This is a genomic window from Secundilactobacillus paracollinoides, assembly GCF_001702155.1.
Lineage (GTDB): Bacteria > Bacillota > Bacilli > Lactobacillales > Lactobacillaceae > Secundilactobacillus > Secundilactobacillus paracollinoides.
This window is the reverse complement of sequence record NZ_CP014912.1, coordinates 937,570-963,399: the sequence shown is the minus strand read 5'-3', so window position 1 is coordinate 963,399 and position 25,830 is coordinate 937,570. Positions and strand designations below refer to the sequence as shown.

Below are 25,830 nucleotides of genomic sequence, written 5' to 3'. Positions count from 1 at the left end.
AGTTTTAATGTCCTGCTCATTTTACGATACTTGCTGAGGTCGCGCAACGTCACACCGCGGTGAGAACTTGCGAACCGCAGTCGTTGTCAAACCCGATCAGACCCGTTATGATAACCATAGAGTTTACATAAAGGAAGGCGATTCAAATGACGACTGTACTGGTAATCAAAGCAAATCCTAAACCAACTTCAGCATCACATTCCCTAACTGTCCTTGAACACTTCTTGACAAGTTACCTTCAGCTTCACACCAACGACACCGTTGTGGTCCGCGATCTGTACGCTGAAAAATTCCCAGATTTCGACCGAGATCTGGTCACGGCGCAGCGGGCCTTGTCAGCTGGAAAGACTTTCGCTGACCTGCCAGACGCGCAGCAAACACAATTGACGCAGTTTCGCCAAACGACCCAGCAGTTCATCGATGCGGATAAGGTCATTATCGCGAATCCCCTGTGGAATTTAATGATTCCTGGGAAGTTAAAGGCCTGGTTTGACACCGTTTGTGTTGAAGGCCAGACCTTTGAAACGGTTGCGGTGGGTGAACGGCCACTCGCGCCGGGCAAGCAAGTGCTGCACATTCAAGCAGCTGGCGGCATCACGAACGGCCAAAATTTAGCAAGCCGCTACGTCAAGGATGTCATGACCTTCTTGGGCGCTGACGTCACCGCCCTTCCCGTTGAAGGCATGGACCGCTATCCCAAGCGCGCTGACAGCATTATGGCCGAAGCCTTTCGGACTGCGGACGAAATCGCAACAGTTTTTTAGTCCCGCAAAAAAACGACCAGTCATTGCCTGACTGGTCGTTTTAATTAGTTACCCTTACGTTTGTGATGCCGCACAAAGTTTTGGTGTGGAATCACGAGGTACATCCCGATGACGATCACCCCAGTCGTCAGTGCCGCATACGGCAAGAAGAACGACGCAATCGCGCCGATCACCATAATAACCAGCATGCCGCTCATTTCGCGGCCCGCCATAATGTTGGTCGGATAATCTTCATCCGCTCGATGTGCCTCATGTCCCAACAGCAAAAGGAAGATCGCCCAGCCAAAAATAACCACGATGTACGCCAATTGCGGAATAAATTTCGTAGGGTACGTTGCCACTCAGGCCGTTGTGATGGGCACCAACGATACCCACAGCAGCAGTGCCATATTCACAATAAACACCCCATAGCTCACTTTATGCATGGGTTCAAAAATAAAATGATGTGTTGCCCAGAGATTCGTAATCCCGACAAACGAGATCACGTAGGCTAACAATGGAATGAGTTCATTTTGAATTGCCGCCAGCGTAAAGCCTTCCGGTGTATGGAGTTCCAACACCATAATCGTCATAATAATTGCTAAAATCGCATCCGTGAACGCTTCAAGTCGCCCCTTATTCACGTTGACCACCTCCAAATGTTACCTCCATCATACCTAAGAATAGTGCTTAAGGGCAGTCATAATAATTGAACACCGCAAAAATGTTTCACATGAAACATTTCGCTTTGTTGAATAGGAAACATTTATTTGATATGCTACCTATAATGACTCATCGAAAGGAAGACAGCGTATTGAACAAACAAGCGCAATTTATGGCCAGCATGAGTTCGCTGATCGATAAGACAACCCTGCTGGAACACACGCAACTAGACGAGCAGCTCGCCGGTTACAAGCCAGCTGAGGTGCACACGATCGAATTCATCGGTAATCATCCGGACGCGAACGTAACCATCATTGCTAATGCCATGTACGTCACACGTGGCGCCGTCAGTAAAATGACACGGCGGTTGATGAAAAACGCCCTCATTGAACGTTACCAAAAGCCGGATAATAAGAAAGAAATTTATTTCAGACTCACTGCTAAGGGCAAGGACGTGTACAACACGCACGCCGCCCTTAATCGCCAATTTGAGGCCCGTGACGCCGCGTTGTTTACGGAAACCGACCAATCACTCGTTGATGATACACTGGCCTTTCTAGCGGCTTATAATCAGCATTTAGATGATATTATCAATCAAAAAAAGTAAAAAAACGTGTCGACTACCACCTCGGTGTTCGACACGTTTTTTCTTACAAATTAGTAGTCATCATCCAGATCAGTCTCAGTCAGCCCATCATCATCCGCTAAGATCATCTGATTGCCAGCCTGCGCCCAAAGTGCAAGAGCCCGATTAAGGTCTGCGCGATGAAATACAGGATCATCAACCGTGTTTGTCAGCTCGTTAGGCGGATTTGAGCCTCGACCCGCCGTGCAGGAGGGTAAATTCCGTGCCTTTAACCCGGCAAAGCTTACCTCTTCTTTCAGCGTCAGTTCAATCGAATAACCGGCATCAATGGCATAATCATATACCACTGGCCCCTCACTGATGTCTGGATACAGATAGTTTTTCTCGGTTGGATAACTGGCAATGACGCCGTCCGTCACCCCCATTTCATCATAGGATGCGGGAACGTACTGCTTGTTATCCTGAGCTAATGGATAAAAGACATGTAAATAAGCGTTTTGCCAGCCAAAAGCTAGCTGCAACAGCACGTGCAGTTGATCATAGCGGATCGCTACCGGCACCAATAATTGGCGCCAAGTCGCCGTATCTTTGAGTTTGGCATGAATTAGAATCGCCGCGGTGGTTGCCATAGATAAGGGCCTCCTTATTGGTGAGTGACGGGGATTTTGCCGGTTTGGTAAATTTCATCCAAATAGGCAAAATCCGTTAAAATATCGTATGGTTGGTGCGTTTCAGAGATCCATAGTGTGATGCCCTTGATCCGGCCAATAATGAAAAATTTCTCAATTTCCGTTTTGTCTGATGGCAGTTGCAGAATCATGTGCATCATGAATTCAATGAGCCCGTTGCGAAACGTTTCATCGCGGCTCTGGTACTGAAGCATTGGCAACAGCGCCTCGTTTTTCAGCGAAAATGCGGTAAACGGATGGTCATACACCGCCTGTGCATCCTCATTGAGGTCCTGGTGTTTTGCTTGTAAATAGCGTTCCAGCAGGTCATATTTATCGGTAAAGTGCGTGTAAAACGTTGAGCGGTGCATCAGCGCCTGATCGGCAATATCATTGACGGTGATCTTACTGAATAGTTTTTGCGTCATGAGTTCCTGGAATGCTGTAAAAATGAGTTTTTCGGTTCGTTCTTGTTGCCGAGTTGCCATCCTAAATCGTCCTTTCGAAGACATTTTGTTTAAAGTGTCGGTATTTTCGACATTGTTGATAACGTATAGATTGTCTATTTTTACGACGGTGTTAAACTAGCTTCATTCTAACAGAGTTTAGGATTTAAACTTGAAAGAAGGACTTAACTTGAAAACAATCGCCATTAATCAATTCGGCACTGCCGACGAATTCCACGAAATCAATCTTGACCAACCAGCACTCACGGCGGACACCGTTGCTGTCGCCATCCACGCCTTTAGTATCAACCCCATGGATATCGCTGCTCGAGCTGGCTACCTCCAGTCGCCATTTTCTGATAACTGGTCATTTCCGTTAGTCTTAGGCTGGGACTTTTCCGGCATCATTACTGAGGTTGGCCAGAATGTGACCCAATATCACGCAGGTGACCACGTTTTTGGCACCTTGGCGAGTGACCATCCCGGTAACGCGGGCAGTTACGCCGAGGCAACGGTCGTGGATCCAGCTGCCATTACCAAGATTCCTGCCGGGATGTCATTTGACCAGGCGGCCGCACTGCCAATTGCCGCGGGGACTGCCTACCAGGCCATCGTCCAGAATTTAAAGGTTCAATCAAACGACACGGTACTCGTTCAGGGCGGTGCTGGGGGTGTTGGTCTGTTTGCGGTGCAGATTGCGAAGGCGTTGGGTGCAAAAGTCATCACCACTGCCAGTCCAGCGCATACTGAACTGTTACAGAAACTTGGCATCGATCAGATCATCGACTACCACACGACAGCGGTGGCGGATGTCGTTTCAACTGTGGACGCTGTGTTTTGATACTGCTGGCGACATTGCGGGCGGCCTGGCCGTGCTTAAATCAGGCGGAAAACTTGTCACCGTCGCTGGTCAACCCACCCCGGAACAGCTTGCACTGCCCGACAAGAGCGTCAGTTTCCAATTTTCGCATACAGATACCGCTTTGATGGCTGGGTTAAGCGACCTCTTTACCAAGGGTCAATTAGATATTGAACTGCAGACGATGCCGTTCACTGCCGCTAGCGTGATCAAAGCGCATCAAAAGATTGAGGGCCATCACACAACTGAGAAACTCGTGATTCACGTTGCTGACTAACTGCTGAGTAATAGTCGTGGACGCACGACGCTAGTTTTTCGTATAATGGCCTCAAATAAGACACATGTCCTGCCTAAGGAGGCCAAACGATGACAAAAATGGTGTTTATCAACCTACCAGTAACCAACCTGCCAAACGCAATCGCATTTTACACCGCCCTCGGGTTCAAGCAAAATGAAGCATTCTCAAACGAAAAATCCGCCGCGATGATTTGGAGCGACGACATCTGGTTCATGTTGCTGACCCACGACTTCTACGCCCAATTCTTGCAGAACCAAACGATTGCGGACACGCAAACAACAAGCGGCGCAATGATTGCGTTGAGTCTGGATAGTGTAACAGACGTGAAACGCTTTGCGGAAACGGCAAAGAAAAACGGTGGCAGTTACTACCACGTTGATATGGGCATTCCGGAAGACCAGATGTATGAGCTGGAAGTGAAGGATCTGGATGGGAATGTGGTGTCGGTGGATTGGTTAGAGTAAGAGCGTGGAACAAAACGGTAAGGGGCAGAATGTAAGGGACTTTGGTGGAAAATCCCGGGCTTGGATTTTTTGCCGAAGTCCCTTACATGGCCGCCCCTTGTTTTGTGTATCGCGTTTCCACTACGTTGCCAAGAAGGAACTCAAAACCAACCAAAAAGCTCAGGCAACCGAAGCACAAAGCCTCGGCAACCTGAGTTTTTCCATCCCCAAATCCCCAACACCAACCCAACCCCCGCACCCCATCCCGCACCGAACCCAGACAACATTCTAAGAGAAAAATAAATATTTTAATCAATTTGCCATTTACTTTTCATTTTTCATCTGGTATAGTCAACCTATTCTAAAAATTCGAGGTCAAACACCATGCGAAAAACTACCGCTATCATCAACGTGAATGTAGTCGTCATTGCCCGAGACATTATTGTCATTTAGTCTGCGGGTCATTTGATGATGCCCGCAAGCAACGGGCAGCGATGGTTTAGGCCAGGAGCTGTTAATTCAGCCCCTGGCCTTTTTTAGTCAAAACGGAGGTGACGCTCATCGTCAGTGACACATAGTCCCAGGATTTGGCAACACCCACATAGTCTCATCACACATATTGCAATTTTTCACATCAAATTCTAAGAAACGGAAGTGACGCAATGGAAACTCAACCAAACGCACTATCAGCAACACCCACGAAAACGATCGAACGGGACCCGGTGAAGACTGTTATTTTAGCCTCAATGATTGGAACCGCCATTGAATTTTTCGACTTTTACGCTTACGGCACCGCAGCCGCTACATATTTTCCAAAGGTGTTCTTCCCAGAAGTGACCCCCACCATCGCTATGATTCTGAGTCTATTGACCTTCGGGGTGGCCTTCGTTGCTCGCCCACTGGGGTCACTGATTTTCGGCCACTTTGGTGACAAGTTAGGCCGGAAACGCACATTGGTTGTTTCATTACTTATCATGGGTGTGTCAACCGTTCTAATTGGGGTATTACCAGGATTCGCAAAACTTGGAATGGCGTCGATCGCCCTCCTCTGCCTCTGCCGGTTCATCCAAGGAATCGGCCTTGGCGGCGAGTGGTCTGGCGCCGTTCTGGTGGCCACCGAAAACGCCCCCAAGAACAAGCGGGCGCTGTTTGGTGCCTTTCCTGAACTCGGCGCACCAATCGGCTTCTTCCTTTGTAACGGCCTCTACTACATCCTCGAATCCAATCTGACTGCGTCTCAGATGCAAGCCTTTGGCTGGCGGATTCCATTCCTAGCCTCAGCTGTACTCGTTATCGTGGGGCTGTGGATCCGGCGACGGATGTCAGAAACCCCGCTATACCGGATGGCTCAAGAACAAGATAACGTGACAAAAGCACCACTTGCTAAGGTCTTCAAAGAAAACTGGCGTCAAGTTCTGCAAGGCACTTTGACGATGTCCGTTTCTTACACATTTTTCTTCCTGCTTTCAACCTGGTCACTCAGTTACGCCACCACCGCGTTAGGCTTCGCCAATAAGGAGTGGCTGTTGATGCTGATGGGGTCGATCGTGGCCTTCGCTGCAATGATCCTCTATTTTTCTTTGATGGCAGATAAATTTGGCCGGAAGAAGGTCCTGTTACTCGGCACCATCTTGATTGCCGCCTTTGCGATGATCTTCCCATTTTTCTTAAACGGCAACCACAACGTTGCTGGCGGGTTGTTCTTCTTGATTGTCGGCTTCCTCGCAATGGGTGTCGTTTACGGCCCCGTTGCCGCACTGTTGCCTGAACTATTCCCAACCAGCACCCGGTACTCTGGTGCCGGCATCGCCTACAACGCTTCAGCCATTGTTGGCGCAGCCTTTGCGCCAACGTTAGCATCCTGGTTAGTTGATCAATGGGGCATCCACGCCGTTGGCTTCTACCTGGCAATCATGGCCATCGTGGCATTCTTAGCCTTGTTAACGACTAAGGAAACTAAGGAGATCGATTATACGAAGTAACCATGACATCCAAAAAGCACTCACAGCCGTGCAATCGGCCATGAGTGCTTTTTTAGTGGTTATTCAAATGAATCCCCATAAGACGTTGGTATTGGTCAACATCCCTTGGATTGTGAATCGGCACCATGAACCGGCTGGTGAATTTTGCGAGTCGTCCCTGTTTATACACAGACTTCGGATTGCTGAACGCTTCAAAACCTAATTTACCGCCTTTGTATCGGCCCATACCTGAGTAACCGACACCACCAAAGCCCATTTCATGTGACCCAGCGTGAAAGAATAACTCATTGATATCCACACCGCCAGATGACGTTTGACTGAGAATCTGGTCGATTTGCCGCTGATTCTGACCGAAAATGTACAAGGCCAGTGATTTTTCATGCGTATTAATCAACGAGATGGCTTCATCGAGCGTCTCGTATGAAAAAATCGACAAAACAGGGCCAAACATTTCTTCTTGGGCAACGCGAAGTTTGGGATCCGGATTAATAGCTAACGTAAAGGGCATCAATCGAGCTTGTGCATCCGGCATCTCTTCACGATTAGGATTGATGGTAATCAGCGTCGTCCCTGCCCGTTTTGCCTCATCTAGAACCGCACTGATTCGTTTAAACGCGCCATCATTGATCAGTGCTGAGAATTCTGGGTTGTTATGGTACGTTGGAAAGGCCGTCGTCAGCTCTTGCGTGATTCGGTCAATATAATCGTTTAGCTGATTCTTTGGCACCAGCGCATAATCAGTGTCTAAACAGATCTGACCAGAGTTACCGCTGCGGCTCCGAGCAATTTTCTTAGCCGCTAATGCTTTATCAGCGTCTGGCAAGACGATGGCTGGATTTTTACCGCCAAGCTCAAGAATGACCGGCGTCAAATTGGGGGCTGCTGAGGCCAAGATCTTCTTTCCCGTTTCTGAACCGCCCGTAAACACAAATTTATCCCATGGTAAGGCGGAAAACGCTGCGGAAACATCGGCTTCACCAGTGACCACGGTTAACACGCTGGGGTCTAAATACTGTGCGACTAATCGCTGCAACACTGTCGCCGCCTCAGACGTAAACTCTGAAATTTTCAGCATCACTCGGTTACCAGCCGCAATTGCCTCCACAGCTGGGTCCAATGTAGATCAATTGGCGCATTGAAGGGTGACATAATCCCAACAACACCCAGCGGTTCATTTAAAATAAATTGGCGAGTGCCCGTTAACGCCATCATCCCAATTGGTTTCTTATCTGGCTTCATCCACCGTTGCAGATGTTTTTTCACATAAGCAATGGTACCAATTGGGCCGCTAATATCTGCGCCTAGGATCTGCATTGGATCTCGTTGACCAAAATCAGTTTGTAAGGCTGCAACTAATTCATTGACGTTTTCTTTAATCATGCGATCAATTTTATCTAGGGAGGCGATGCGCTCCTCGTATGCCATCGGTTGGGCGCGTGAATAACTTTCACGTTGACGTTTAAATGATTGGTTCAATTCTGTTAAAGTTGTCATTTTTAAAAGTCTCCTTTTTAATCGAATGTTCGATTATTTTAAGTTTAAAAAAATATCTGTTCAGATATTTTATAGTGCATTAGTGTTGTTGCATGGCATTCAGACACATGGTCACGACTTGGTCGATCGTCGTTGCATCAGCATCTAATTGTCGCCGCTTTATCGCTTGAAGATACATCACAACTGGGGCATAACCAAATGATAACAGGACTAACGGGTCAACCGCCTGAAACGTCCCCGACGGCGCTTGTTTAACGCGTGCAAATAACGGTTCAAAGCCCGCAAACGACTCTGCTTCACTAACCGCCAAATGTGCTAGGAGTGGTGAGTGGTTAAACTGGTCAATGATCATCAAAGCGTCATAGTGCGTTTGACCAAAATCATAAACTGCGGTCATAAAAGCACGCACGTACGCAACCGCATCAGAGATGTTCTGGTCAACATGCTCGGCCAAATAATCTGCAAGGCCCTGCTTGTTTGCTAAGTAAACCTGTTTTAAAACATCTTCCTTATCCGCAAAGTACACATAGATGGTCGATGATGAGATGCCGCTCGCTTTTGCAATTCGCGACATCGACACGTTTGAAATGCCCTCTTCCAAAATAATATGGCCGACCTGATCAATAATTGTTGTTGCCTTGGCTGTATCTTTTTCTCGCATTGCTAAGCTCCTTTTAATAAATCGAACGTTCGATTAAGATAATAATCGATTCCGCTTTTTTTGTCAACAGGAAAAACTTAACCCCACCAAGAATGATTCCGTTGGCAGTTAAATACTGCTCTCTCCTTAGATTCAAGTGAAAAAGCCACCCCCGCAAACGACGGTCATGACCTCAATATCATCTATCTACTAAAAAAACGGTCTTTAATAAACCAACTTCCCAAAAAGAGAAGCGTCACTAATAACGTGGTTTTAAAAGCAGTTACGAAATTAACGATCAAAAGTAAACCTGCGCCGGCAATTATGCATATACATAATATTTCAAAAATTTTATCCATATCTCTATTCTATATCCTCTCAAACAATTCCAAAGGGCCAGTCTTGAGTACTGACCTTTGCACTACTATTTACCATCACGCTGTCGCGCCTGCAGCTGCGCGTTCATACTATCCGCAGTCAGTCGCGTCTGAACGTACCAGCCGAGCCAAACAATGAAGTATACAGCCAGAAAAATGAGACCAAATCGCAACCAAGTGCCGGTCGACAAGAAGTGCCAGTGCATCACTGCATTTACTGCCACTACCAGGACAAATGTGGCCACAAAGTGAATACTGAGTTGCTGAATAAATGACAGCCGGTCGCCATCAAATAACCGCGATAACAACCCGATCAATCCTGACAAAACGAAGAGCGCAACGATATTAACGGGCGTCACCGAAAACACGTGGACCCCGGTCATCATGACTAATAGATACATCGTCGCCCCAACCATAATGCCGTACATCGCGTAGACAATTAACGTTTTTATTGCTTTCATTTTAGCCACCTCACATGCCAATGCTGCGTTTCAGATCGGGTAAAAACTTACGGCTGACCGTGAGTTTTAGACCGTTCGTCATTTTTGCCGTCATGTTGCCAGAAAATTCAGCTTCTAATGCTGTTAAATAATCAATATTGAGGACGACACTTCGCCCAACTTGAACAAAAACGGGATTTTGCAGTCGCGCAAGCATCGTTTTCAGCTGACCGTTAATCTGATAGATCTTATTGACGGTTTGCACGGTCAATCGCTCACCGGTTACTTCCAGCGCGATGATGTCAGCCGTTGCTAAAATAATGACCTGGTCAGCGACTGTGATCGGGAGTACCGCGGGGCGGACGCCTAACTGGTTCAGGCGATTGAGCAGCTGGGTAACATCTGGCGATAACGTTGCAGCACGCACGACCACTTCGATCTCATCTTGTGGCACTGCGGCAGTTATTTCAAAGGTGACTTTCATCAGTGGTGGCGCCTCTTTTCGGTTTGATAATCGCTCAGTTATGCTTCTGAGCAGCCCGGTACGCAGCCCAGGTCGGCTGATGAGCGGTTAACGCAGCGACCGCCTGATCAAAATGCGTCTGCTGGGTTGCCGCCTGTTTTGGTGAGTAAACGTAGCGCGCCCACCCGCGTTGATAACCCGGCGTCAGCTCAGAAAAACAACTGGCAGCTGCAGGTTCACCACTCAGTCGTTGTGCGAGGTCTTGCACCCGATCTGCGTAGTCACCGACGCGTTGACTGGTCGTTTGGCGTCGCGGCGCCGCTGATAGCCAGCGCAGGTCAATCATCGTAAAGTCAGCATTAAAACTGCGCATGCGAGAAAATTTCAAACCCGTGGCCCCAATTTCCCCAGTCGTGTGATTAATGGCCAAAAATGAAAAGAGTGCATCCCGATGAATCCCCTGGTACTGTTTACTGGCAAGTTTAGGATACAGCAGGTAGACGACGCCATCCGCCGCCAGCTGTTTATCGGCGGCCACCTGGTTAATGTGGGCCTTCATCTCAGGCAAACTTAACGCAAAGACTACCCGCAGATCAGTCGCCGTCGAGAGCGGTTCTACAATCAGGCCATCGACCAATACACTAAGTGACGCTGGAACGTGATCAAGACTAATATGCCGATATTTTGTGAACCCAAGTTTTTCTAAATTTTCCATGAGCTGACCCTCGTTTCACCCAATGAGTTGACTATATGCGCACCATGACTTGTTTACGACTCCGACGCATCAATAGCAAGGCGACAATGACGAAGCCGACTAAGAATGCCAGCATAACGCCATATACTGAAGTTAATGATAATACTGAACCCAACTTAAGTCGAACCCCAAACGCCGTCTCAAAGGCGGCTTTTTGGCCTGCTCGGGCGCCACTAAACTTATCGTTAAGTGCCGTCTTCATTAATAGTTGTCTGTACAGTGCGGCATTGTATGGTGCTGGCGTGATCTTCATCAACGTTTGCGCAGCTTTTGGTACCGATTCAATTGGAATGTAAACTCCCGCAAAGAACCCTGAAGCTGTGCCAATGATGGTACCCAGTTTGCCCAGTGTATCCACCTTTTTGACAAAGCTCAAACATAGCAGACTAAACGCCGTCCAGATCAAACTGCTGAAACCGGCGATGCCAATTAATTGCGGTGTTAGCTTCCAGGGGATCGTAATTCCATCCACGGCTGCAAAATAAGCGTACATCACACCCGCCATGATGATCTGCATGATCCAGCCAACGATAAACGCACTGACAAGGTAGGCAGTTTGTAGTTGCCAATAGGCGAGTTTCGTCATCAAAAAGTCAGCGAGTGTGCCCCGTTCCCGGTCTTGAATCATTTGGCTGAGCGCACTTAGCGTTGTTGTCACGGCTGTCACCGTGAGCGTCCCACCAATGACCCAGGGATCAAGCACCGCCGATTTACCAGTAAACGGTAAGGCACTCGCCATGTTCTGCTTTAGGAAAACAATGTAGAGCACAAATGAGATCAGTGCCCCTAGCAGTGAAAAGAATAAGTTGCTGCCGTTGGTGAAAAAGAGCTGTAAATTCCGCTTAATAAAGGCTGTCATCTTAACGGATCTCCTTTCCTGTTAGTGCCAAAAAGATTGTGTTCATATCACCTTCGTGGCTGTCAAACTGTTGAATGTACTGCCGATTCTTAACCAGGACATCGATACTCGTCTGAGCGTCAGCCACCGTTAAGGTCACCTTTTCTTGCGCCTGTTTGGCCTGATAACCGTCCTGCTGCAGATTAGCCAGCAACGTTTCAGGCTGGTCAGAAATCAGTGTCATTTCGACTTGCGCATACTCGTGTTTCAGATGGCTCACTGAATCTGCAGCAATGACCTCACCGTGGTCGATGACGTAAACAAAATCAGCCGCCTCGGCTTCCTCCAGGTAGTGGGTCGTTAAGATCACCGTCATCTGCAATTCTTTGCGCAGCTGATGAATCACTTGCCAGATCACCGTTCGAGTCTGGATGTCCAATCCCGTTGACGGTTCATCCAAAATTAAAATCTTTGGTCGATGAATCATTGCCCGGGAAATATCTACCCGCCGGCGCTGACCACCCGACAATGTGCCATAGCGCTGATTCAATAACGGCGTTAGACCAAGGTCGTTTTCCAAACGGTCCAACCACGCCTTATCCACATTGGGATACATTGCCGCTCGTAGTTTTAAGTTCTGGTGGACCGTGAGATTATCATCCAGTACCCCGTACTGAAAAACGACCCCGATCTGTTGCCGATACGCAATATCTGCGGGCGTCAATGTGCCCAATTTGATTTGGCCGCTCGTGGGCTGCGTCAGCCCCGTCAACATCCCAACTGTGGTTGACTTACCGGCGCCATTTGGCCCCAAAAATGCAATGAATTTCCCAGATGGAATCTGCATATCCAAATGGTTGACCGCAACCTTCGTTTTAAACGTCTTGGTCAGATCCTGAATGCTTAATTCTGACATAGTGTTCATCCCCCGATTCATACTTGATGACCTAAGCATAGTGCTTTCGGCCTAAATTGTCTCAGTTGAACCAACGAGTGGTTGAAATTGGGGGCTAAGTGGTCGGATGATGGCAATTAATTAATTATTACCCGGGAAATTTGACCTTTTTTTAAAACAATGCGCTAGCCAGAAACGTATGTATGAGTAGCTGCACAAATCACTGTTTTAAGGAGCGCTCATATGTCAAAAGACTACATCGTTAAAGCCTACCAGACCACCAGAAACGCAAACACCGAATCACTCACTGAGACCCGCTACCGCGTTTTTGACCTCGACGGCAACATGGTCGACGATGCCCAGGGTTACGGCTACAAATCGGCTCGAAACGCCCACGTGGGCTACCACTACACCCGCCACCCTGACAAGATTCGCGCCAACAAGAAACTCAAACAGCGTGTCCATCGCTGGTGTGACCAACATGCTGATATTGACGCTATCATTTATGTCTACCTGTTTGACACGCTCAAGAACGATGAGACCCTCTCTGCCGTCGAGGAAAAAGCCCTATTTGAAGGCCTCACAGAGAACTTACCAGCTGTGCCGTTTTCCGCCGCCGACTACTTTAAATACCGGCAATGATAACCCGGGCAATGATGTGTATTTCACACTGTCAATACGCGTTCTGTGCTACAGTATCGATAATGACCCTATAAGGAGACCACCATGACGCAAACACTCAAACAACAGCGCACAAAGCTGGATATCGTGACAACCATGAACACCCTGTTGAAAACGACCCCCTTCGACCAAATTACCATTGGCACCATTTGTAAGACCGCAATGATCCATCACTCAACCTTTTACCGCTACTTCGACGATAAATACGCCTTGCTTGGTGAGGTGCTTATGCTGATCTGCAAGCCGGTTCAGGCCGACCTCAACCAGGGGGTGGATTTTATGACAGCAATCAGTCGCGTCATGACCGCCAACCAAGCGCAATTACGGAACATGACCAGCCAAAATAAAAGTACCACCGTATACACCGACCTCACCAAAATTCTAGCAGACAACCTTAAAACGGCAATCATCAGCGACACAACTCACCCGTTGATCACCCAATTACGCCGCGCCAGCCAACCTGAATTTCTCGCCTATGCTTACGCTGGAATGCTGGTAGGCATTATCCAAAAATGGAATGAGGATCCGCAAACCACAACGCTTGAAACCTTTAGTGGGAGCTTCAAACACGATATGACCGCCCTGCTTCAAACGTTTTAATCCGCAAGATTCGTTAAAATGGCCGATTTTGGGAAAGATTCGCATTTCTTGCGATTGTGACACGCTGTCATTTTCAGTACAGTAGCTGAAAAAGGAGTGGCACAATGAAAACAATAATCGTAACCGGCGCTTCATCCGGCGTTGGTCAAGCAGCAGTCACACAGTTTAGCCGACAGGGCTTCAACGTCTTTGGTCTGGCCCGCCACGCAACGCAGCAACCGCAATTACCCAATGTCCACATGATCGACGTCGATCTCACCGATGCTGAACAAGTCAAATCAGCGGTTGCACAAATTTTAACGCTGACGGACCACATCGACGTTTTAGCAAATATTGCTGGAACAGCCGTTAATGGTGCTATCGAACAGGTGCCCATTACCGAAGCAAAACAAACTTTCGACGTGAATGTCTTCGGCACACTCACCCTCATTCAGCAGACATTGCCCACTATGCGCCGTCAGGGCCACGGACGGATCATCACGGTATCTTCAATGGTCAACCAAGTCGTCCAGCCGTTTTTCGGCTGGTACGCTGCGACTAAGGCAGCGCTTGACGTTTTATCAGATGATCTACGAGCCGAAGTGCAACAATTTGGCATCCAAGTCAGCGTGTTGCAGCCAGGCGGTATTGAAACGCCGATGGCCTCGCAGAGTGACGCCTTCTTAAAATATGGCACCCACGCCTACGCCAGATTAGCCGCCAAAGTGCACCAAGCAATGACGACTACGGCGACGAAGAACCTCACGCCAGAACAAGTAGCCACACTAATTTACCAGGTCGCCACGACGCGTAAGCCGCAATATTACTACCCCGTTGGCTACGGTGCTCGAGTGGCCGTCATTGCTAACCGGTTGTTGCCGAAACGACTCTTAACGAAGATTGCGTTGGGAGGTTTTAAATCATCAAAGGCTGTAAAAGGAGGTGCCGCTAATGTCCTCAACCAGTGAGCCAAGTTTCCAAAAAATCCTTACCGGCCGTCACGCCATTCACGATTTTGACCCAACCGTCAAAATCGATCGTCAAGAACTCACGCAAATGATTACTGAGGCAACACTTGCACCCTCTGCCCTTAATGTGCAGCCGTGGCGCATCGTGGTGATTGATTCGCCCGCGATGAAGGCTAAGATCAAGCCCCTCATGCCAAACGATGTGCACCAAAACGAGACTGCCTCGGCACTAATTGTCTTCTTCGCTGACCTCCAGGCCGCTGACAACGCCCAATTCATTTTTGATCAAACAAAGGCTGCGGGTCTCCTGCCCGCTGGTGTCGACGAACGCTACGTCACCATGATTCAGACGATCTACCAGCAGATGTCAGCAGCAGATCTGCGCAATTCATTCACCTTGGACACCGCCCTGCCAGCCATGCAATTCATGCTGGTCGCCCGCGCCCACGGGTTTGAAACCGGACCAATGACCGGCTTTGACCATGAGAAAATCGGTTCAGTGCTGGGGATGGCCCCCGAAAGATATGTGCCAATCATCATGTTAGCCGTTGGAAAGGCGGCCAGCGCCCCGACTGAATCCGTTCGGTTACCAGTTACAAAGATTTTGAGCTTTCGGTGATTAAACTCAGACGAGACAGTTTGTTAATCTCGAAATAGTTATAACGACAAAAAGAAACTGGAAATCATAAGATTTCCAGTTTCTTTTTAGTGAATTAATCTAGTTATTTTCAGCAGCGATTGCCTTATTAACAGCAGTCTCTTCCGCCTGAATCAATGAAACCCGGCTCGTGATCACCTTAATATCCATGGTGATCTCACGCGTCAGCCCTGGGGTTGGCAGCTTCGGTTCAAAGAACGTCTTAAATTCAGCCAACCGTTCCGGTGTCCGGAAAATACCGGTAATAACGGTAATGTAGGTCGTGAACTCCATGTCACCGCCAACCGTCTTTTCCAGCCACTGCCACTCGTTACGGATCCAGTCCCAGGCAGCCTGTTCGCCCTTTTCGTTGGTGAGAACGCCACGGAACCAGCCACGCAGATCTTGTGGCTTAATGGTGTCGGCATCTTCAAACTGGCCGATCAGTTTCGTGATCAGCGCAGCATCCGGCGTCCCCGTCAAGGCCCCACGAATGTCGCTCTTATAGCTGGCATCCGCCGTTGCCCGGTACGCAGCCAACAGCTTGTCAAACAACGCTTCGTTGCCGAAGTGCTTGATCTCGTTTGCCAAAATAAAGCCCCGGGTGTCAGCCGGCAGTTCAGCTAGCTTGTCCGCATTTGCCGTAAACAGCGCGTGCGCGTCCGCAATGGCGGTCTGATTCTGCGCGTACAAGGCTGCGCTCAACACATATGGCCGCGTTAACTGGTCATCGTTTGACTCGCCCGCCTTCGCCGTCCAGCCTAACCGCGCCACCTGATCAGCACTCAGTTTATTGAAGAATGCCTGCAGTTGTTTTTCCTCGGCAGATTCTGGTGAAACGAACTTCCTCAGATTGCTTGCGACTTGATAGAGCGCCGTCGTTACAACGGCACGTTCACTCGCCGCAAACTGAGGCAGTAATGGTACCACATCGGCGTAGGAAATTTGACGGCCCTCAGCTAATAGCCGCTGATCTTGAAGAATCTGCAGCTGCGAAATGGCATCCAGCGCCCCAGCATCCTTCAAAATGTCGTTTAACAGGGTCTCATCATACTTCACGATAAAGTGTGAGTCGTTGCCAACGTTAACTCGGAATGGCTTGCCATTAGTCCTACGCAACTCAGCGTAATCGCCAACCGTCACAGTTTGGTCTTTAAAGATCTCCGGCGCAGCGTCATAGTTACTGTTTAACGGAATCTGCCATAGCCGGCCCTTATCCTGACCATCACCCACAAAGAATTGTTGCTGAGACAAGGTCAGCTGGCCATTCTTAACAGCTGCGGTGACTACGGGATAACCCGGTTGTTCCAGCCAGGAGTTCATGATCGCCCCAACGTCTAACCCGGACGCATCGCCTAGGGCAGCCCAGAGGTCAGCCCCCGTTGCGTTGCCGTATTGGTGCGCAGCAAAGTAAGCCTTTAAGCCCTTACGCAGCGCATCGTCGCCAAGCAGTGCCCGAACCATGACCAGCATCCGCGCGCCCTTGGCGTACACAATGGCACCGTCAAACAAGGAGTCGATTTCCGCTGGGTCCTCGACCTGCACATGCACGGACTGCACGCCATCCGTTGCATCCCGGTTCAACGCCATTGGGGCTTCGGAAGTTTGGAACAGTTCCCAGATGTGCCAGTCAGGTTCGATGGCATCCACGGCAACGTATTCCATCATGTTAGCGAAGGATTCATTAAGCCACAGGTCGTCCCACCACTTCATCGTCACAAGGTCACCGAACCACTGGTGGGCAAGTTCGTGAGCAATCACGGTCGCAACCAATTGCTTCATTTCAAGCGAGGTGTTATCCGGATCAAGCGTCAGATAGGCTTCACGGTAGGTCACTAACCCCCAGTTTTCCATGGCACCGGCTGAGAAATCAGGCAGTGCAAGTTGCCAGGAATGCGGTAGCGGATATGGTGTTTGATAAAAGTCTTCGTAAAACTCAATTGACCGTTTTGCGATATCGAGTGCGAAATCCAACTCTTTTGGTTGGTGCGCCTTGGTGGCAAACACGCCGACTTCAACACCGGATTTCGTCTTCGTGATCTTGGATTGCAGGTCACCAAACGCAAAGGCGATCAGGTAAGTCGACATCCGAACCGTCGTCTCAAAGTAGTGCACACCGTTTTCTTCGTGGTCTTCCGGCATGTTGGCGATAATCGTTTCACCAGGCTGCTCGTCAAACTTAATCGCGAGGTCGAACGTGGCCTTGGCCTCCGGTTCATCCACGGATGGAAAGGCCTGACGCACAAAGGTCGTTTCAAATTGGGTCCCGATGATCTGCTTCTTTTCACCATTCACTTCATAGTATGACGGGTAAATGCCCATCATGGAATCGGTCAATGGCGCTGTGTAATCGATGGCCAGTGTCGTTTCGCCTGGTTGCGCCAGCGTAATGTGGATGGCCTCATTTTCATTATCGGTGGTAAAGGTAACAGGCTTACCATCAGCAGTCACACTGTTAATGGTCATGAATTTTTGGTGAATCAGCACATTGGCTTCTTTAGCGTCACCAGTAATGGTGGACGTCCCAGAAATCAGCTTGGTTGCTCGGTTCACATCAATGTAAAGATTGTAATGCGATGGTTGAAATGTTTCATAAAAGTGTTTTAACGCTGTCATAATGGACCCCCTTGAGAGTATTGGCTTTATTATACAACAGAGTGTTTAACAAATGATTCATGACGACTACAAAAAGCCCCGCTTTTCAACGAAGCGGGGCTTTATTCGTCATCATTCTGATTCAGGTGAGAAGGCCGTTACATTCCACTCACGTTGAGCATCGTTTTGACCAACAGATAAATATCACAATGGCGTTAAACCGAGTTTGCGGAGAATCCGCCCTCGACTGCTAGTAAGGGCACTGACAGCAATGCTTCATACTCTGATTCGTCTAGTCGTAATTAATGACTAACTCAATAGGAAACACTACTACAATGGTTGCCATCAGAAGTCATTAACTACTTTCGTAATCGGCCAATAAATAGTATTTAGCATCAATTCAACCTCTGCTTAGTTGCTGGCCGGTGTCCGCCACTTCGCAAGAATCAGTCCAACAACCAAGCCAATCAATGCCGGCACTGTCCAGCCAAGTCCCAGACTGAATCCGGGCAGCCACTGGCCCCAACTGAGGACTTGCGCCACCCAGCCATGATGCAGGCTTGTGGGCATCGCATTCAGTCCGTCAAGGATGGCCGGAATCACTGTGAACACCGTTACCGTACCAAATAGCCATCGCGATTCCCCCAAGAATGGTGTCAATAACCCCAGCAAAATTAACGTAATGGCAAGTGGATAGATAAAGTATAGGATTGGCGTCGAAATCACTAGTAGTCGTTCCAAACCAACGTTGGCAAAAATCAGCGGCAACACACTCGCCAGACCAATCAAGAGTTGGTACGGCACCTTCGGAAATAGCTCTTTAAAGGTGTCCCCAAATGCGGTAATCAAACCAATCGCAGTCTTTAAACAGGCAATGATCACAATGACTGCCAACAGTGCGTTACCTAAATCACCGAAGTACGCGTGGGCAACGTTTGCAAGAATCGGACCGCCATTTTCTGCGCGGCCAAAACGACCAAGCGCGTTTCGCCCTAGAAGTGCCAGTAACCCGTAAATAACGGCCATCAGCGCAACTGCTAAGCCACCGGCGCGAATGGTGTCCTTCGCAATCTGGGTGGGCTGCGTGACGCCCAACCCTTTGATGGCGTTCACCACAATTATCCCGAACGCCAACGCTGCCAAGGCATCCATCGTGGAATAGCCAGCGGTAAAGCCGGCAACTAGTGGTACCTTGGCAAAATCACCAACCGGGGCCTGTCCATGCCCCATCGGTTTAATCAGAACCATAATTAACAAAATTGCGAGCAGTACCAGAAACGCCGGCGTCAACACCTTGCCTACGTAAACCATAATTTTCGAGGGCTTGCGAGCAAAGAACCACGCAACCGCGAAAAAGAGAATCGAGTACACTAATAAACCACCGCTCTGATGGGTCTTTGCCACAAATGGTGTTAACCCAACGGAAAACGAAATGGATGCCAACCGCGGCAACGCGAATAAGGGTCCAATACACATGTACAACAAAATCGTAAACACATAGGCGTACAGCCGATTCACCTTTTGAGCCAGCGTAAAGACACCGTCCGTCTTTGTAATGCCGATGGCAGCCACCCCTAACAAGGGCAGTCCAACGCCTGAGATCAGAAATCCAATCAGGGCTGGCCAGTAGCTTGTCCCCGCTTGTTGCCCCACAAAAACAGGGAAAATAAGGTTCCCTGCGCCAAAGAACATGCCAAATAACATCATGCCAATGAACAGCATGTCGCGGCTTGTTAATTTTTTAGTCATCAAAATGGCCTCTTTCAGGTCGCATACGCGACAGTCTTACCTGTATTTTATCAAGGATTTGATTGACAAGGTAGGCTTTGGTCTTTGATCTCATGAGGTTCTAACAAAGAGCGCGACAAAAAGCGGTTAGAGATGGGCAGCGAGGTTTGTTTTGTTGATGCATAATCACTAATCTGATTACTTTTCGGACATCTTTCTATGCCACATAGCAGAAACGTGTTCCGCAAGGCTGAGGGCTACTGCATCAGCCAACTCTGGCAAAAATCCAAGTTTGTCGTGCTAGTTATTAGAGCGTTACTTGCGACGTGCTTTACTTTTATCTAGCGGGAACGCGTTCCGGGAAACTGAGGGCTACTGCGTAAGTGACTCTGACAAAAATACCAGGTTTGTTGTACTTGTTATTGGAGCGTTACTTACGACGCGCTTTACTTTTATCTAGCGGAAACGTGTTCCGCAAGGCACGGGGCTAACGTGTAACGGACTCTGGCAAAAAAAGTCAGGTTTATTGTGCTTGTTATTAGAGAGTGACTTGCGACGTGCTTTACTTTTATCTAGCGGAAACGCGTTCAGCAAGGCAAGGGGCTACTGTGTAACGAACTCTGGCAAAAAAGTCAGACCCGGACTTTTCTGCCAGAGTCCGTTACACTCCGCCCCTTAACCGCCTTGCTTCACGCTCTACAACGGTCTCCTCAACTCAAACTCATTCCCCAACATCGCATAATTCGGCCCAGCCAATCTTGCAACTGGATTAAACGCATGGTAGTCCACATACTTCTTATCCGGATCCAACACCGACTCATCAAAGTACATATCTGTCACTTCCAAAAAGAAGAAGTCGCTCATCGGCTGGCCTGTTGGATCCTTCAGCAGTTTATAGTCGTACAATTTTGTTTCAAAACGGATTTTTGCCGCCTTAAGTCCCGGCACCTCCACCGTTTGGCTCGGCACCAGCGGCAGGTTGATCAAATCCAGTTCACTTTGATCATGCGGGAGCGAGGCCGCCGTCGCGTTCATTTGTTTCACGAGATCTTCGTCAACGAGGTGAACCACGGCCTCTTCGTGCGTCAAAATATTGTCCGCGGTATCCTTGCGCTTACCGTTTCGGTACCCAACCGACAGCGTCAGCCAAGGCATCAGTCCCGATGCAACCTGAAAGAAGCTAATGGGTGCCAGGTTTAACGTTTCAATATCCTTTGTCATCACCCAGGCAATTGGCCGCGGAATCACGCTGCCCGAGAGCAATTTATAGCGTTCCACTGGTGTTAAATCATCGCTTCTAAAATGATACATCTCACTCATCCCCTCCTTGGCTCCGAGCTATTTTTTGGAGCAACCCAATCAGCTGCACTTGTTCATCCGTCGTCAACGGCATCTCCACATTTTGGGTGCCGCGATTAAACGCCGCCGTAATGGTTGCCAACTCATCAGTTCCCTTTTGCGTGAGAAAAATCTGTTTATTACGGCCATTATTGCTGGGCCGTTTGCGCACAATGTACCCGTCACGCTCTAAGTTCTGTAATAAATTGGAGACACTGGCACTCCGGCGATGAAAGAGGTCCGCGAGTTCCCGTTGAATAATGCCCGGTCGTTCGCCAATCATCTGCAACGCGCGGGATTGTTCGGGCGTCATCGGACTGACTTCGCGCAGTTTTGACTCAACCATTCGGCGCTGATTAATAGAGATCGCGCGCATGAGGTCGTTGATCAATTCACCATTTGATACCATTTTCATGCCTTCTTTGTTTTAAGTAGATGGTCTTTTGACACCAGTATAACCGAGGATTTTCAAAAAAGATAGATGTTTTATGATTAGGTACTTGACAGTTAGATACCTATGCATTAATCTTAGCTACCGTTAAGTATCTAACTATTTCAAAGAAGGTCCTACACATGCAATCCAAATCATACATCCGGTGGCTTCTGGTCGCCGCAGTCATCCTCAGTGCGTTTACCATGATGATCAACCAAACGATCCTCTCAGTCGCGCAACCGCATCTCATGAACACGTTTAACATCAGCACCTCGACCGTTCAGTGGCTATCCACTGGGTATTCGCTTGTGAGCGGCATCCTCATTCCCGTCACAGCGTGGTTGGCCGACCGCTTTAATACCAAGTGGCTCATGCTGTCTTTCGAAACCATTTTCCTTGTCGGGACGGTGGTCGCCGCAGTAGCTGGCAGTTTTCCAGTTCTGTTGATTGCCCGGTTGATCCAGGCCATCGGTGCCGGCGTGCTGTCCGGCATGAGCATGACCATCCTCTTCTCCGTTTACGGCCCCGAAGAACGCAGTGTGCCCACAACGTTGATGGGCCTAGTCTTCGGTCTGGCACCCGCCATCGGTCCGACCCTTGGCGGCTGGCTCGTTGACGGTTGGGGCTGGCAATCCATCTTCTACGTAATGATTCCAGTCACCGTCATCACCCTCATCATGATTCTGATCTTCATGGCCGACGTTGTGCCACACCGAATCGTGCCGCTCGATTGGCTATCCGTCATTTTATCCATGGTCGGCTTTGGCGGCATCCTCTACGGGGCGTCAAATATCGGCGATCACGGGTGGTTAGCCGCCATCTCATTTTGGCCGATGGTCCTTGGCGTTCTTATCATGGTCGCCTTTCTTTTCCGGCAATCACGAATTGCCAACCCCATCCTTCAAATCAAAGTCTTCGCGAAGGGCAACTTTGCGCTCGCTTCCGTAATCAGTGCCATTGCGCAAATTAGCATGGTCGCTGTCGAATTCATTTTACCGATCTACCTGCAAAATATTCGCGGGTTAACCGCGTTGCAATCAGGATTAACACTGCTGCCAGGGGCCATTGTCATGTTTGTGATGAGTCCAGTGGCCGGTTATCTGTTGGGCAAAGGGCGCGGCAAACAGATCATCATTCTCGGCGTTGCAACCATGACGCTAAGTACCCTAGCTCTTTCCTTCATCACCGTCAGCACCGCAACCTGGATCATCGTTGCCCTGTATGCTCTGCGAAATGTTGGCCTGGCCCTCGCCATGATGCCTTCAGGAACCTTGGGTATGCAGTCACTGACGCCTGACCTGATCAGCCACGGGAGCGCCGGCAACAACATGGTCCGTCAAATCGGTGCATCGATTGGGACAGCTTTGCTTGTTTCCGTTATGCAAAACGTTTCTGATAACGCTGCGCCAAGCACGGCTCTGTTGCGAACGAATCCGCACGCTTATGTGACTCAAGTACACCAAGCCTTCATGACCGGAACGCACGCCGCGCTGCTGGTGGCGGCGGGTATCGGTGTGGTCGGCATCATCGCTGGCCTTTTCTTAAAGACTGAGGCCAAACCAAAGCAAGCACCAGTTGCTGAACCTGCAAAAGACTAGCCGTCAACCCAATGCTGGCATTTCGGCCGCAAGACTCCTATAATTCGATTTAACTAAACAGTCTTTGGGGGAAACGATTATGGAATGGGGAACAATTTCAGAGTGGGTCGCAGCAATTTCAGAATTTCTAGCCGTCTGTGTCGCCTTATTTTTACCGTACATGAACGAACGGCGCGAGCAAAAGCGCAAGCTGCGAAATTTACGTATCTCAATCAAAAACATGGGCGAGGAAGCCATCGCTGGCGACAAGGTTGCCTTACGCACACTCGATATGGTCCTCATCATCTCATTTCTCAATTCGACCGGTGCCACTAACGAAAAGGTTGCTGTCACCGGACGGAAGATCATTGAATTGATCAAGGCACTGCCAGCACAAGATAGCGCTGATTATCCGGAGAAGATTGCGGAAGTCAGAGCGTTGATTGACGCCGTTCAGAATAAGTAATTTCGGCACTATAAAACGACCTCGAGCCTGATCCTGCATGGATTAGTTCGAGGTCGTTTTATTATAGATCATGACAATTATCCGTGAGTTAAACTATCCTACTAAAGCTGTTTAGCAGCTACTTCACCAGCAATCCGCCCGCTCGTCAGTGCAAATTGGACCGAACTACCAGACATGTACACGTGGTTATAGATGACTTTATTAGCCGTTTCACCAGTTGCAAAGAGGTTTTTGATGACTTGCCCACCATCTGTTAAGACCTCAAATTGCTTTGTCGTTTTCACACCGCCAAAGGTTCCCATGATGACCGGGTAAATTTTAATTGCATAGTAGGGTACTCTTTCAACTGGAACCGTATACTCCGGATCTTTCCCCATTGTATCGTGTCCCTCATGCGCACCTTGATTGTATGAAGTCATGGTCTCACTAAGTACGTCAGCTGGTACCTGCATCTGTTTTGCCAGATCATGGAAATTGTCAGCAACCACCACTTCTCCAGAGGCCAATCCAGTCTTTAGCGCTTCAATGATATCAGCATTTTCCTTAGTAGTGTCCAGAATCAGCCACGGTGTTTTTGCTGCAATGACGTCATTAGTCACGACTGCGTAGTGCGTCTGTTCATTCATAAATCGTTTACCATCACCATCGACGTAAACCTTTGATCAATCCATCATTAATGGAAATGTGTGACGAACATTGGTGGTAATTCCCTCGCCAATAACCCAGGGGTCTTCGTAGAGAGCTGCACCAATTTGATGCGCCATTACAATACCATCTCCCTGATTACCAGCACCAGAGAAACTATGCTCATACGCTGACTTGGCGGCTGGCACGAATTTTTCCATCAATGCTTTGCTCTTAGAAAAACCGCCGGATGACAGAATTATCTTTTTAGCCGTAATTTCAATGTCACCATCTGGGGTAGTTGCCGTTAACCCTGTAACGGCCCCCTCCGCATCTGTTAATAATGATTTAGCTGCAGTATTCAACATCACTTTGACCGGCGTTTTAGCCAACGTAGCTGATAAATTTTGAATCAACAGCGGACCACCCAACTCGCCGCCCTTTCCAGGAAAGTGGATGCGCTTAGCGGGATCCAAACCAAATCCCGTAATGTCACCATAGTGATGGCCGGCATGATCCACTAACCATTCTGTCGTTTTTACTGCCTCATCCATGTAATAATCCACAAAATCATAGTCTGGATACGGTCCATCAGGATTAGAAGTGGCTTCGCGTTCGTGCCAAAGATTCATCCAATCCTGCTTTTTGTCGTGGATTCCCCGCTCACGTTGAAAACGCGTATTAGTTGCTGAAATACCACCACCTGACATACCTGTTGATCCGCCTAACTGTGCTAGTTTCTCCAAAATAATAACACTCGCGTCACTTTGGCTTGCTGATAAGGCTGCTGAAATACCTGCCCCACCGCCACCAACAATCAACACATCCGTCGTTAAAGTTTTGGTCATCTCAAAGACCTCCCTGATATTGATTAACTTATATTGTATTCGCTTTCAACACCATGCTATCATTTTCACAAAATAAAATAGTCAACAATACCCAACAGGTGTCCAGATAACGGTATACTATTTGTGAACAGTTCACTAGGAGTTGAGAAGCCATGAATGACAATGATCTACGTGTCAGAAAAACCAAACAGCAACTACAGCGCGTTTTGATTCAGCTGTTGCAAACCACGACCTTTTCAAAAATCACTGTGAAACAGATCTGTGATACCACCCTCATCAATCGCACCACTTTTTACCAGCATTATCATGATAAATCGGACCTGCTATACGATATGTTTGAGGGGCTCACCATCGATAATCACAACTTAGCGTTGCACAGGCTCATGAATGAACCCTTTACCATGTTTCCATGTTTGTAGAAATCGTGAAGGCCCCCTTGCCAGACATCATTAGCAAACAAAATAGCGACCCAGAATTTCATTGGACTTACTGGCAATACTTTTTAAACTACTACATGGAGGCACTGAACCGCGCCAATTGGTCATCAACGATTCCAAAAGAACTTGTCGCGTACACCCTCGTTAACAATGCGTTTAGTTTTCTGGAATGGCAGGCTGATCTGAATGTGACGATTTCTGAACGGGAGTTGAATGCGCTGTTTCGGCGGATGATTAAACTGCCTGATGTTTAGTGCCGAAGGTCGATTCAAAATATAAGAGGTCCCAACTCAACCCCCAAATCAGGGATTTCAGTTGGGACCTCTTAAC

The 25,830-nt window shown here is 48.5% G+C and carries 30 protein-coding genes and 1 pseudogene; 14 read left to right on the top strand and 17 right to left on the bottom strand.

Features of this window, described 5'->3' with window-relative positions:
* Window positions 1-146 precede the first annotated feature (146 nt).
* Complete coding sequence (locus tag AYR61_RS04035) at window positions 147-764, top strand: FMN-dependent NADH-azoreductase (protein WP_065901807.1); 618 nt, start codon at window positions 147-149, stop codon at window positions 762-764.
* Window positions 765-808: 44 nt separating this feature from the next.
* Here AYR61_RS04035 and AYR61_RS04030 read toward each other — a convergent pair whose 3' ends face one another.
* Together AYR61_RS04030 and AYR61_RS04025 are read right to left on the bottom strand one after the other, a co-directional pair.
* A complete protein-coding gene (locus AYR61_RS04030; protein ID WP_065901805.1) occupies window positions 809-1,105 on the bottom strand; it encodes a hypothetical protein in 297 nt (98 codons plus the stop codon).
* Window positions 1,106-1,387, bottom strand: coding sequence for a TMEM175 family protein (locus tag AYR61_RS04025; RefSeq protein ID WP_156770458.1), 282 nt, complete (start codon window positions 1,385-1,387; stop codon window positions 1,106-1,108).
* A 143-nt stretch (window positions 1,388-1,530) separates the two neighbouring features.
* Here AYR61_RS04025 and AYR61_RS04020 point away from each other — a divergent pair, with 143 nt between their 5' ends.
* Entirely contained in the window at window positions 1,531-2,013 is a 483-nt protein-coding gene (locus AYR61_RS04020) for a MarR family transcriptional regulator (RefSeq protein ID WP_225356513.1), read from the top strand.
* A 50-nt stretch (window positions 2,014-2,063) separates the two neighbouring features.
* Here AYR61_RS04020 and AYR61_RS04015 read toward each other — a convergent pair whose 3' ends face one another.
* Both AYR61_RS04015 and AYR61_RS04010 read right to left on the bottom strand, forming a co-directional pair.
* Window positions 2,064-2,621 (bottom strand): IS1096 element passenger TnpR family protein, encoded by a 558-nt coding sequence (locus AYR61_RS04015; protein WP_065901799.1) that lies wholly within the window; start codon window positions 2,619-2,621, stop codon window positions 2,064-2,066.
* A gap of 14 nt (window positions 2,622-2,635) precedes the next feature.
* Window positions 2,636-3,148, bottom strand: coding sequence for a TetR/AcrR family transcriptional regulator (locus tag AYR61_RS04010; RefSeq protein ID WP_065901798.1), 513 nt, complete (start codon window positions 3,146-3,148; stop codon window positions 2,636-2,638).
* A gap of 148 nt (window positions 3,149-3,296) precedes the next feature.
* Between AYR61_RS04010 and AYR61_RS04005 the strand changes: the two genes are divergently transcribed.
* The 4 genes from AYR61_RS04005 (at window position 3,297) to AYR61_RS03995 (ending at window position 6,688) form a co-directional block, all read left to right on the top strand.
* The gene (locus tag AYR61_RS04005) at window positions 3,297-3,947 is read left to right on the top strand and encodes an NADP-dependent oxidoreductase (protein WP_225356512.1); all 651 of its coding nucleotides are present in this window, start codon (window positions 3,297-3,299) and stop codon (window positions 3,945-3,947) included.
* Window positions 3,916-4,242 carry a zinc-binding dehydrogenase gene (locus tag AYR61_RS15480; RefSeq protein ID WP_225353110.1) on the top strand — a complete coding sequence of 109 codons (327 nt, stop codon included), beginning with the start codon at window positions 3,916-3,918 and terminating at the stop codon, window positions 4,240-4,242. Before AYR61_RS04005 ends, AYR61_RS15480 begins: the two co-directional genes overlap by 32 nt.
* Before the next feature lie 89 nt (window positions 4,243-4,331).
* Window positions 4,332-4,727 (top strand): VOC family protein, encoded by a 396-nt coding sequence (locus tag AYR61_RS04000; RefSeq protein WP_054708298.1) that lies wholly within the window; start codon window positions 4,332-4,334, stop codon window positions 4,725-4,727.
* A gap of 641 nt (window positions 4,728-5,368) precedes the next feature.
* Window positions 5,369-6,688 (top strand): MFS transporter, encoded by a 1,320-nt coding sequence (locus tag AYR61_RS03995; RefSeq protein WP_065901796.1) that lies wholly within the window; start codon window positions 5,369-5,371, stop codon window positions 6,686-6,688.
* A 52-nt stretch (window positions 6,689-6,740) separates the two neighbouring features.
* On the opposite strand, the gene AYR61_RS03990 is transcribed toward AYR61_RS03995, so the two are convergent.
* The 8 genes from AYR61_RS03990 to AYR61_RS03960 all read right to left on the bottom strand — a co-directional run bounded on the left by AYR61_RS03990 (window position 6,741) and on the right by AYR61_RS03960 (window position 12,610).
* Window positions 6,741-7,763, bottom strand: coding sequence for an aldehyde dehydrogenase family protein (locus tag AYR61_RS03990; RefSeq protein WP_263850102.1), 1,023 nt, complete (start codon window positions 7,761-7,763; stop codon window positions 6,741-6,743).
* Window positions 7,763-8,182, bottom strand: coding sequence for an aldehyde dehydrogenase family protein (locus AYR61_RS15680; RefSeq protein WP_263850101.1), 420 nt, complete (start codon window positions 8,180-8,182; stop codon window positions 7,763-7,765). Before AYR61_RS15680 ends, AYR61_RS03990 begins: the two co-directional genes overlap by 1 nt.
* A 79-nt stretch (window positions 8,183-8,261) precedes the next feature.
* Window positions 8,262-8,843, bottom strand: a complete 582-nt coding sequence (locus AYR61_RS03985; RefSeq protein ID WP_065901794.1) for a TetR/AcrR family transcriptional regulator — start codon at window positions 8,841-8,843, stop codon at window positions 8,262-8,264.
* Between the two features lie 403 nt (window positions 8,844-9,246).
* Complete coding sequence (locus AYR61_RS03980; RefSeq protein ID WP_054708284.1) at window positions 9,247-9,660, bottom strand: DUF3021 domain-containing protein; 414 nt, start codon at window positions 9,658-9,660, stop codon at window positions 9,247-9,249.
* Between the two features lie 10 nt (window positions 9,661-9,670).
* Window positions 9,671-10,123 (bottom strand): LytTR family DNA-binding domain-containing protein, encoded by a 453-nt coding sequence (locus AYR61_RS03975; protein WP_054708281.1) that lies wholly within the window; start codon window positions 10,121-10,123, stop codon window positions 9,671-9,673.
* 34 nt (window positions 10,124-10,157) lie between these two features.
* The gene (locus tag AYR61_RS03970) at window positions 10,158-10,817 is read right to left on the bottom strand and encodes a YdeI/OmpD-associated family protein (RefSeq protein ID WP_065901792.1); all 660 of its coding nucleotides are present in this window, start codon (window positions 10,815-10,817) and stop codon (window positions 10,158-10,160) included.
* Window positions 10,818-10,848: 31 nt separating this feature from the next.
* Window positions 10,849-11,715, bottom strand: a complete 867-nt coding sequence (locus AYR61_RS03965) for an ABC transporter permease (protein ID WP_065901791.1) — start codon at window positions 11,713-11,715, stop codon at window positions 10,849-10,851.
* Between the two features lies 1 nt (window position 11,716).
* Window positions 11,717-12,610: an ABC transporter ATP-binding protein gene (locus tag AYR61_RS03960; RefSeq protein ID WP_065901790.1), complete on the bottom strand. Its 894-nt coding sequence runs from the start codon at window positions 12,608-12,610 to the stop codon at window positions 11,717-11,719.
* Between the two features lie 222 nt (window positions 12,611-12,832).
* On the opposite strand from AYR61_RS03960, the gene AYR61_RS03955 reads away from it, so the two are divergent.
* The 4 genes from AYR61_RS03955 (at window position 12,833) to AYR61_RS03940 (ending at window position 15,436) form a co-directional block, all read left to right on the top strand.
* Window positions 12,833-13,231, top strand: a complete 399-nt coding sequence (locus AYR61_RS03955; protein ID WP_056987010.1) for a hypothetical protein — start codon at window positions 12,833-12,835, stop codon at window positions 13,229-13,231.
* An 84-nt stretch (window positions 13,232-13,315) separates the two neighbouring features.
* On the top strand, window positions 13,316-13,870 hold the full coding sequence (locus AYR61_RS03950) for a TetR/AcrR family transcriptional regulator (protein WP_065901789.1): 555 nt from the start codon (window positions 13,316-13,318) through the stop codon (window positions 13,868-13,870).
* A 104-nt stretch (window positions 13,871-13,974) separates the two neighbouring features.
* A complete protein-coding gene (locus AYR61_RS03945) occupies window positions 13,975-14,817 on the top strand; it encodes an SDR family NAD(P)-dependent oxidoreductase (RefSeq protein WP_056987011.1) in 843 nt (280 codons plus the stop codon).
* Window positions 14,801-15,436 carry a nitroreductase family protein gene (locus tag AYR61_RS03940; protein ID WP_056987012.1) on the top strand — a complete coding sequence of 212 codons (636 nt, stop codon included), beginning with the start codon at window positions 14,801-14,803 and terminating at the stop codon, window positions 15,434-15,436. Before AYR61_RS03945 ends, AYR61_RS03940 begins: the two co-directional genes overlap by 17 nt.
* A gap of 99 nt (window positions 15,437-15,535) precedes the next feature.
* Here AYR61_RS03940 and AYR61_RS03935 read toward each other — a convergent pair whose 3' ends face one another.
* From AYR61_RS03935 to AYR61_RS03920, 4 genes are all read right to left on the bottom strand, one after another.
* Window positions 15,536-18,070, bottom strand: coding sequence for a M1 family metallopeptidase (locus AYR61_RS03935; RefSeq protein ID WP_065901788.1), 2,535 nt, complete (start codon window positions 18,068-18,070; stop codon window positions 15,536-15,538).
* Between the two features lie 390 nt (window positions 18,071-18,460).
* Complete coding sequence (gene brnQ / locus AYR61_RS03930) at window positions 18,461-19,798, bottom strand: branched-chain amino acid transport system II carrier protein (RefSeq protein ID WP_065901782.1); 1,338 nt, start codon at window positions 19,796-19,798, stop codon at window positions 18,461-18,463.
* Between the two features lie 675 nt (window positions 19,799-20,473).
* The gene (locus AYR61_RS03925) at window positions 20,474-21,088 is read right to left on the bottom strand and encodes a flavin reductase family protein (protein WP_054708257.1); all 615 of its coding nucleotides are present in this window, start codon (window positions 21,086-21,088) and stop codon (window positions 20,474-20,476) included.
* Window position 21,089: 1 nt separating this feature from the next.
* The gene (locus AYR61_RS03920; protein WP_082615596.1) at window positions 21,090-21,530 is read right to left on the bottom strand and encodes a MarR family winged helix-turn-helix transcriptional regulator; all 441 of its coding nucleotides are present in this window, start codon (window positions 21,528-21,530) and stop codon (window positions 21,090-21,092) included.
* A gap of 158 nt (window positions 21,531-21,688) precedes the next feature.
* Between AYR61_RS03920 and AYR61_RS03915 the strand changes: the two genes are divergently transcribed.
* Together AYR61_RS03915 and AYR61_RS03910 are read left to right on the top strand one after the other, a co-directional pair.
* Window positions 21,689-23,146: an MDR family MFS transporter gene (locus tag AYR61_RS03915; protein ID WP_056987016.1), complete on the top strand. Its 1,458-nt coding sequence runs from the start codon at window positions 21,689-21,691 to the stop codon at window positions 23,144-23,146.
* Window positions 23,147-23,225: 79 nt separating this feature from the next.
* Entirely contained in the window at window positions 23,226-23,591 is a 366-nt protein-coding gene (locus tag AYR61_RS03910) for a hypothetical protein (RefSeq protein WP_065901776.1), read from the top strand.
* A gap of 101 nt (window positions 23,592-23,692) precedes the next feature.
* Here AYR61_RS03910 and AYR61_RS15475 read toward each other — a convergent pair.
* Window positions 23,693-25,063: pseudogene (locus AYR61_RS15475) on the bottom strand (FAD-dependent oxidoreductase).
* 152 nt (window positions 25,064-25,215) lie between these two features.
* Between AYR61_RS15475 and AYR61_RS03895 the strand changes: the two are divergent.
* Both AYR61_RS03895 and AYR61_RS03890 read left to right on the top strand, forming a co-directional pair.
* Window positions 25,216-25,482: a TetR/AcrR family transcriptional regulator gene (locus AYR61_RS03895; RefSeq protein ID WP_065901774.1), complete on the top strand. Its 267-nt coding sequence runs from the start codon at window positions 25,216-25,218 to the stop codon at window positions 25,480-25,482.
* On the top strand, window positions 25,473-25,754 hold the full coding sequence (locus tag AYR61_RS03890) for a hypothetical protein (RefSeq protein WP_191982276.1): 282 nt from the start codon (window positions 25,473-25,475) through the stop codon (window positions 25,752-25,754). The genes AYR61_RS03895 and AYR61_RS03890 overlap by 10 nt, the downstream gene beginning before the upstream one ends.
* The last annotated feature ends 76 nt before the right edge of the window (window positions 25,755-25,830 follow it).

Bases quoted from the DNA above. Each gene is read 5' to 3' on its own strand.
- AYR61_RS03955 (WP_056987010.1), top strand. From the start codon at position 12,833: ATGTCAAAAGACTACATCGTTAAAGCCTACCAGACCACCAGAAACGCA.
- AYR61_RS03975 (WP_054708281.1), bottom strand. From the start codon at position 10,123: ATGAAAGTCACCTTTGAAATAACTGCCGCAGTGCCACAAGATGAGATC.
- AYR61_RS03985 (WP_065901794.1), bottom strand. From the start codon at position 8,843: ATGCGAGAAAAAGATACAGCCAAGGCAACAACAATTATTGATCAGGTC.
- AYR61_RS03920 (WP_082615596.1), bottom strand. From the start codon at position 21,530: ATGAAAATGGTATCAAATGGTGAATTGATCAACGACCTCATGCGCGCG.
- AYR61_RS03890 (WP_191982276.1), top strand. From the start codon at position 25,473: ATGTTTGTAGAAATCGTGAAGGCCCCCTTGCCAGACATCATTAGCAAA.
- AYR61_RS03995 (WP_065901796.1), top strand. From the start codon at position 5,369: ATGGAAACTCAACCAAACGCACTATCAGCAACACCCACGAAAACGATC.
- AYR61_RS03960 (WP_065901790.1), bottom strand. From the start codon at position 12,610: ATGTCAGAATTAAGCATTCAGGATCTGACCAAGACGTTTAAAACGAAG.
- brnQ (WP_065901782.1), bottom strand. From the start codon at position 19,798: ATGACTAAAAAATTAACAAGCCGCGACATGCTGTTCATTGGCATGATG.
- AYR61_RS03990 (WP_263850102.1), bottom strand. From the start codon at position 7,763: ATGCTGAAAATTTCAGAGTTTACGTCTGAGGCGGCGACAGTGTTGCAG.
- AYR61_RS03945 (WP_056987011.1), top strand. From the start codon at position 13,975: ATGAAAACAATAATCGTAACCGGCGCTTCATCCGGCGTTGGTCAAGCA.
- AYR61_RS03970 (WP_065901792.1), bottom strand. From the start codon at position 10,817: ATGGAAAATTTAGAAAAACTTGGGTTCACAAAATATCGGCATATTAGT.
- AYR61_RS04000 (WP_054708298.1), top strand. From the start codon at position 4,332: ATGACAAAAATGGTGTTTATCAACCTACCAGTAACCAACCTGCCAAAC.
- AYR61_RS03940 (WP_056987012.1), top strand. From the start codon at position 14,801: ATGTCCTCAACCAGTGAGCCAAGTTTCCAAAAAATCCTTACCGGCCGT.
- AYR61_RS03925 (WP_054708257.1), bottom strand. From the start codon at position 21,088: ATGTATCATTTTAGAAGCGATGATTTAACACCAGTGGAACGCTATAAA.
- AYR61_RS03915 (WP_056987016.1), top strand. From the start codon at position 21,689: ATGCAATCCAAATCATACATCCGGTGGCTTCTGGTCGCCGCAGTCATC.
- AYR61_RS04015 (WP_065901799.1), bottom strand. From the start codon at position 2,621: ATGGCAACCACCGCGGCGATTCTAATTCATGCCAAACTCAAAGATACG.
- AYR61_RS15480 (WP_225353110.1), top strand. From the start codon at position 3,916: ATGTCGTTTCAACTGTGGACGCTGTGTTTTGATACTGCTGGCGACATT.
- AYR61_RS03950 (WP_065901789.1), top strand. From the start codon at position 13,316: ATGACGCAAACACTCAAACAACAGCGCACAAAGCTGGATATCGTGACA.
- AYR61_RS15680 (WP_263850101.1), bottom strand. From the start codon at position 8,182: ATGACAACTTTAACAGAATTGAACCAATCATTTAAACGTCAACGTGAA.
- AYR61_RS03895 (WP_065901774.1), top strand. From the start codon at position 25,216: ATGAATGACAATGATCTACGTGTCAGAAAAACCAAACAGCAACTACAG.
- AYR61_RS03935 (WP_065901788.1), bottom strand. From the start codon at position 18,070: ATGACAGCGTTAAAACACTTTTATGAAACATTTCAACCATCGCATTAC.
- AYR61_RS04035 (WP_065901807.1), top strand. From the start codon at position 147: ATGACGACTGTACTGGTAATCAAAGCAAATCCTAAACCAACTTCAGCA.
- AYR61_RS04010 (WP_065901798.1), bottom strand. From the start codon at position 3,148: ATGGCAACTCGGCAACAAGAACGAACCGAAAAACTCATTTTTACAGCA.
- AYR61_RS03965 (WP_065901791.1), bottom strand. From the start codon at position 11,715: ATGACAGCCTTTATTAAGCGGAATTTACAGCTCTTTTTCACCAACGGC.
- AYR61_RS03980 (WP_054708284.1), bottom strand. From the start codon at position 9,660: ATGAAAGCAATAAAAACGTTAATTGTCTACGCGATGTACGGCATTATG.
- AYR61_RS03910 (WP_065901776.1), top strand. From the start codon at position 23,226: ATGGAATGGGGAACAATTTCAGAGTGGGTCGCAGCAATTTCAGAATTT.
- AYR61_RS04020 (WP_225356513.1), top strand. From the start codon at position 1,531: ATGACTCATCGAAAGGAAGACAGCGTATTGAACAAACAAGCGCAATTT.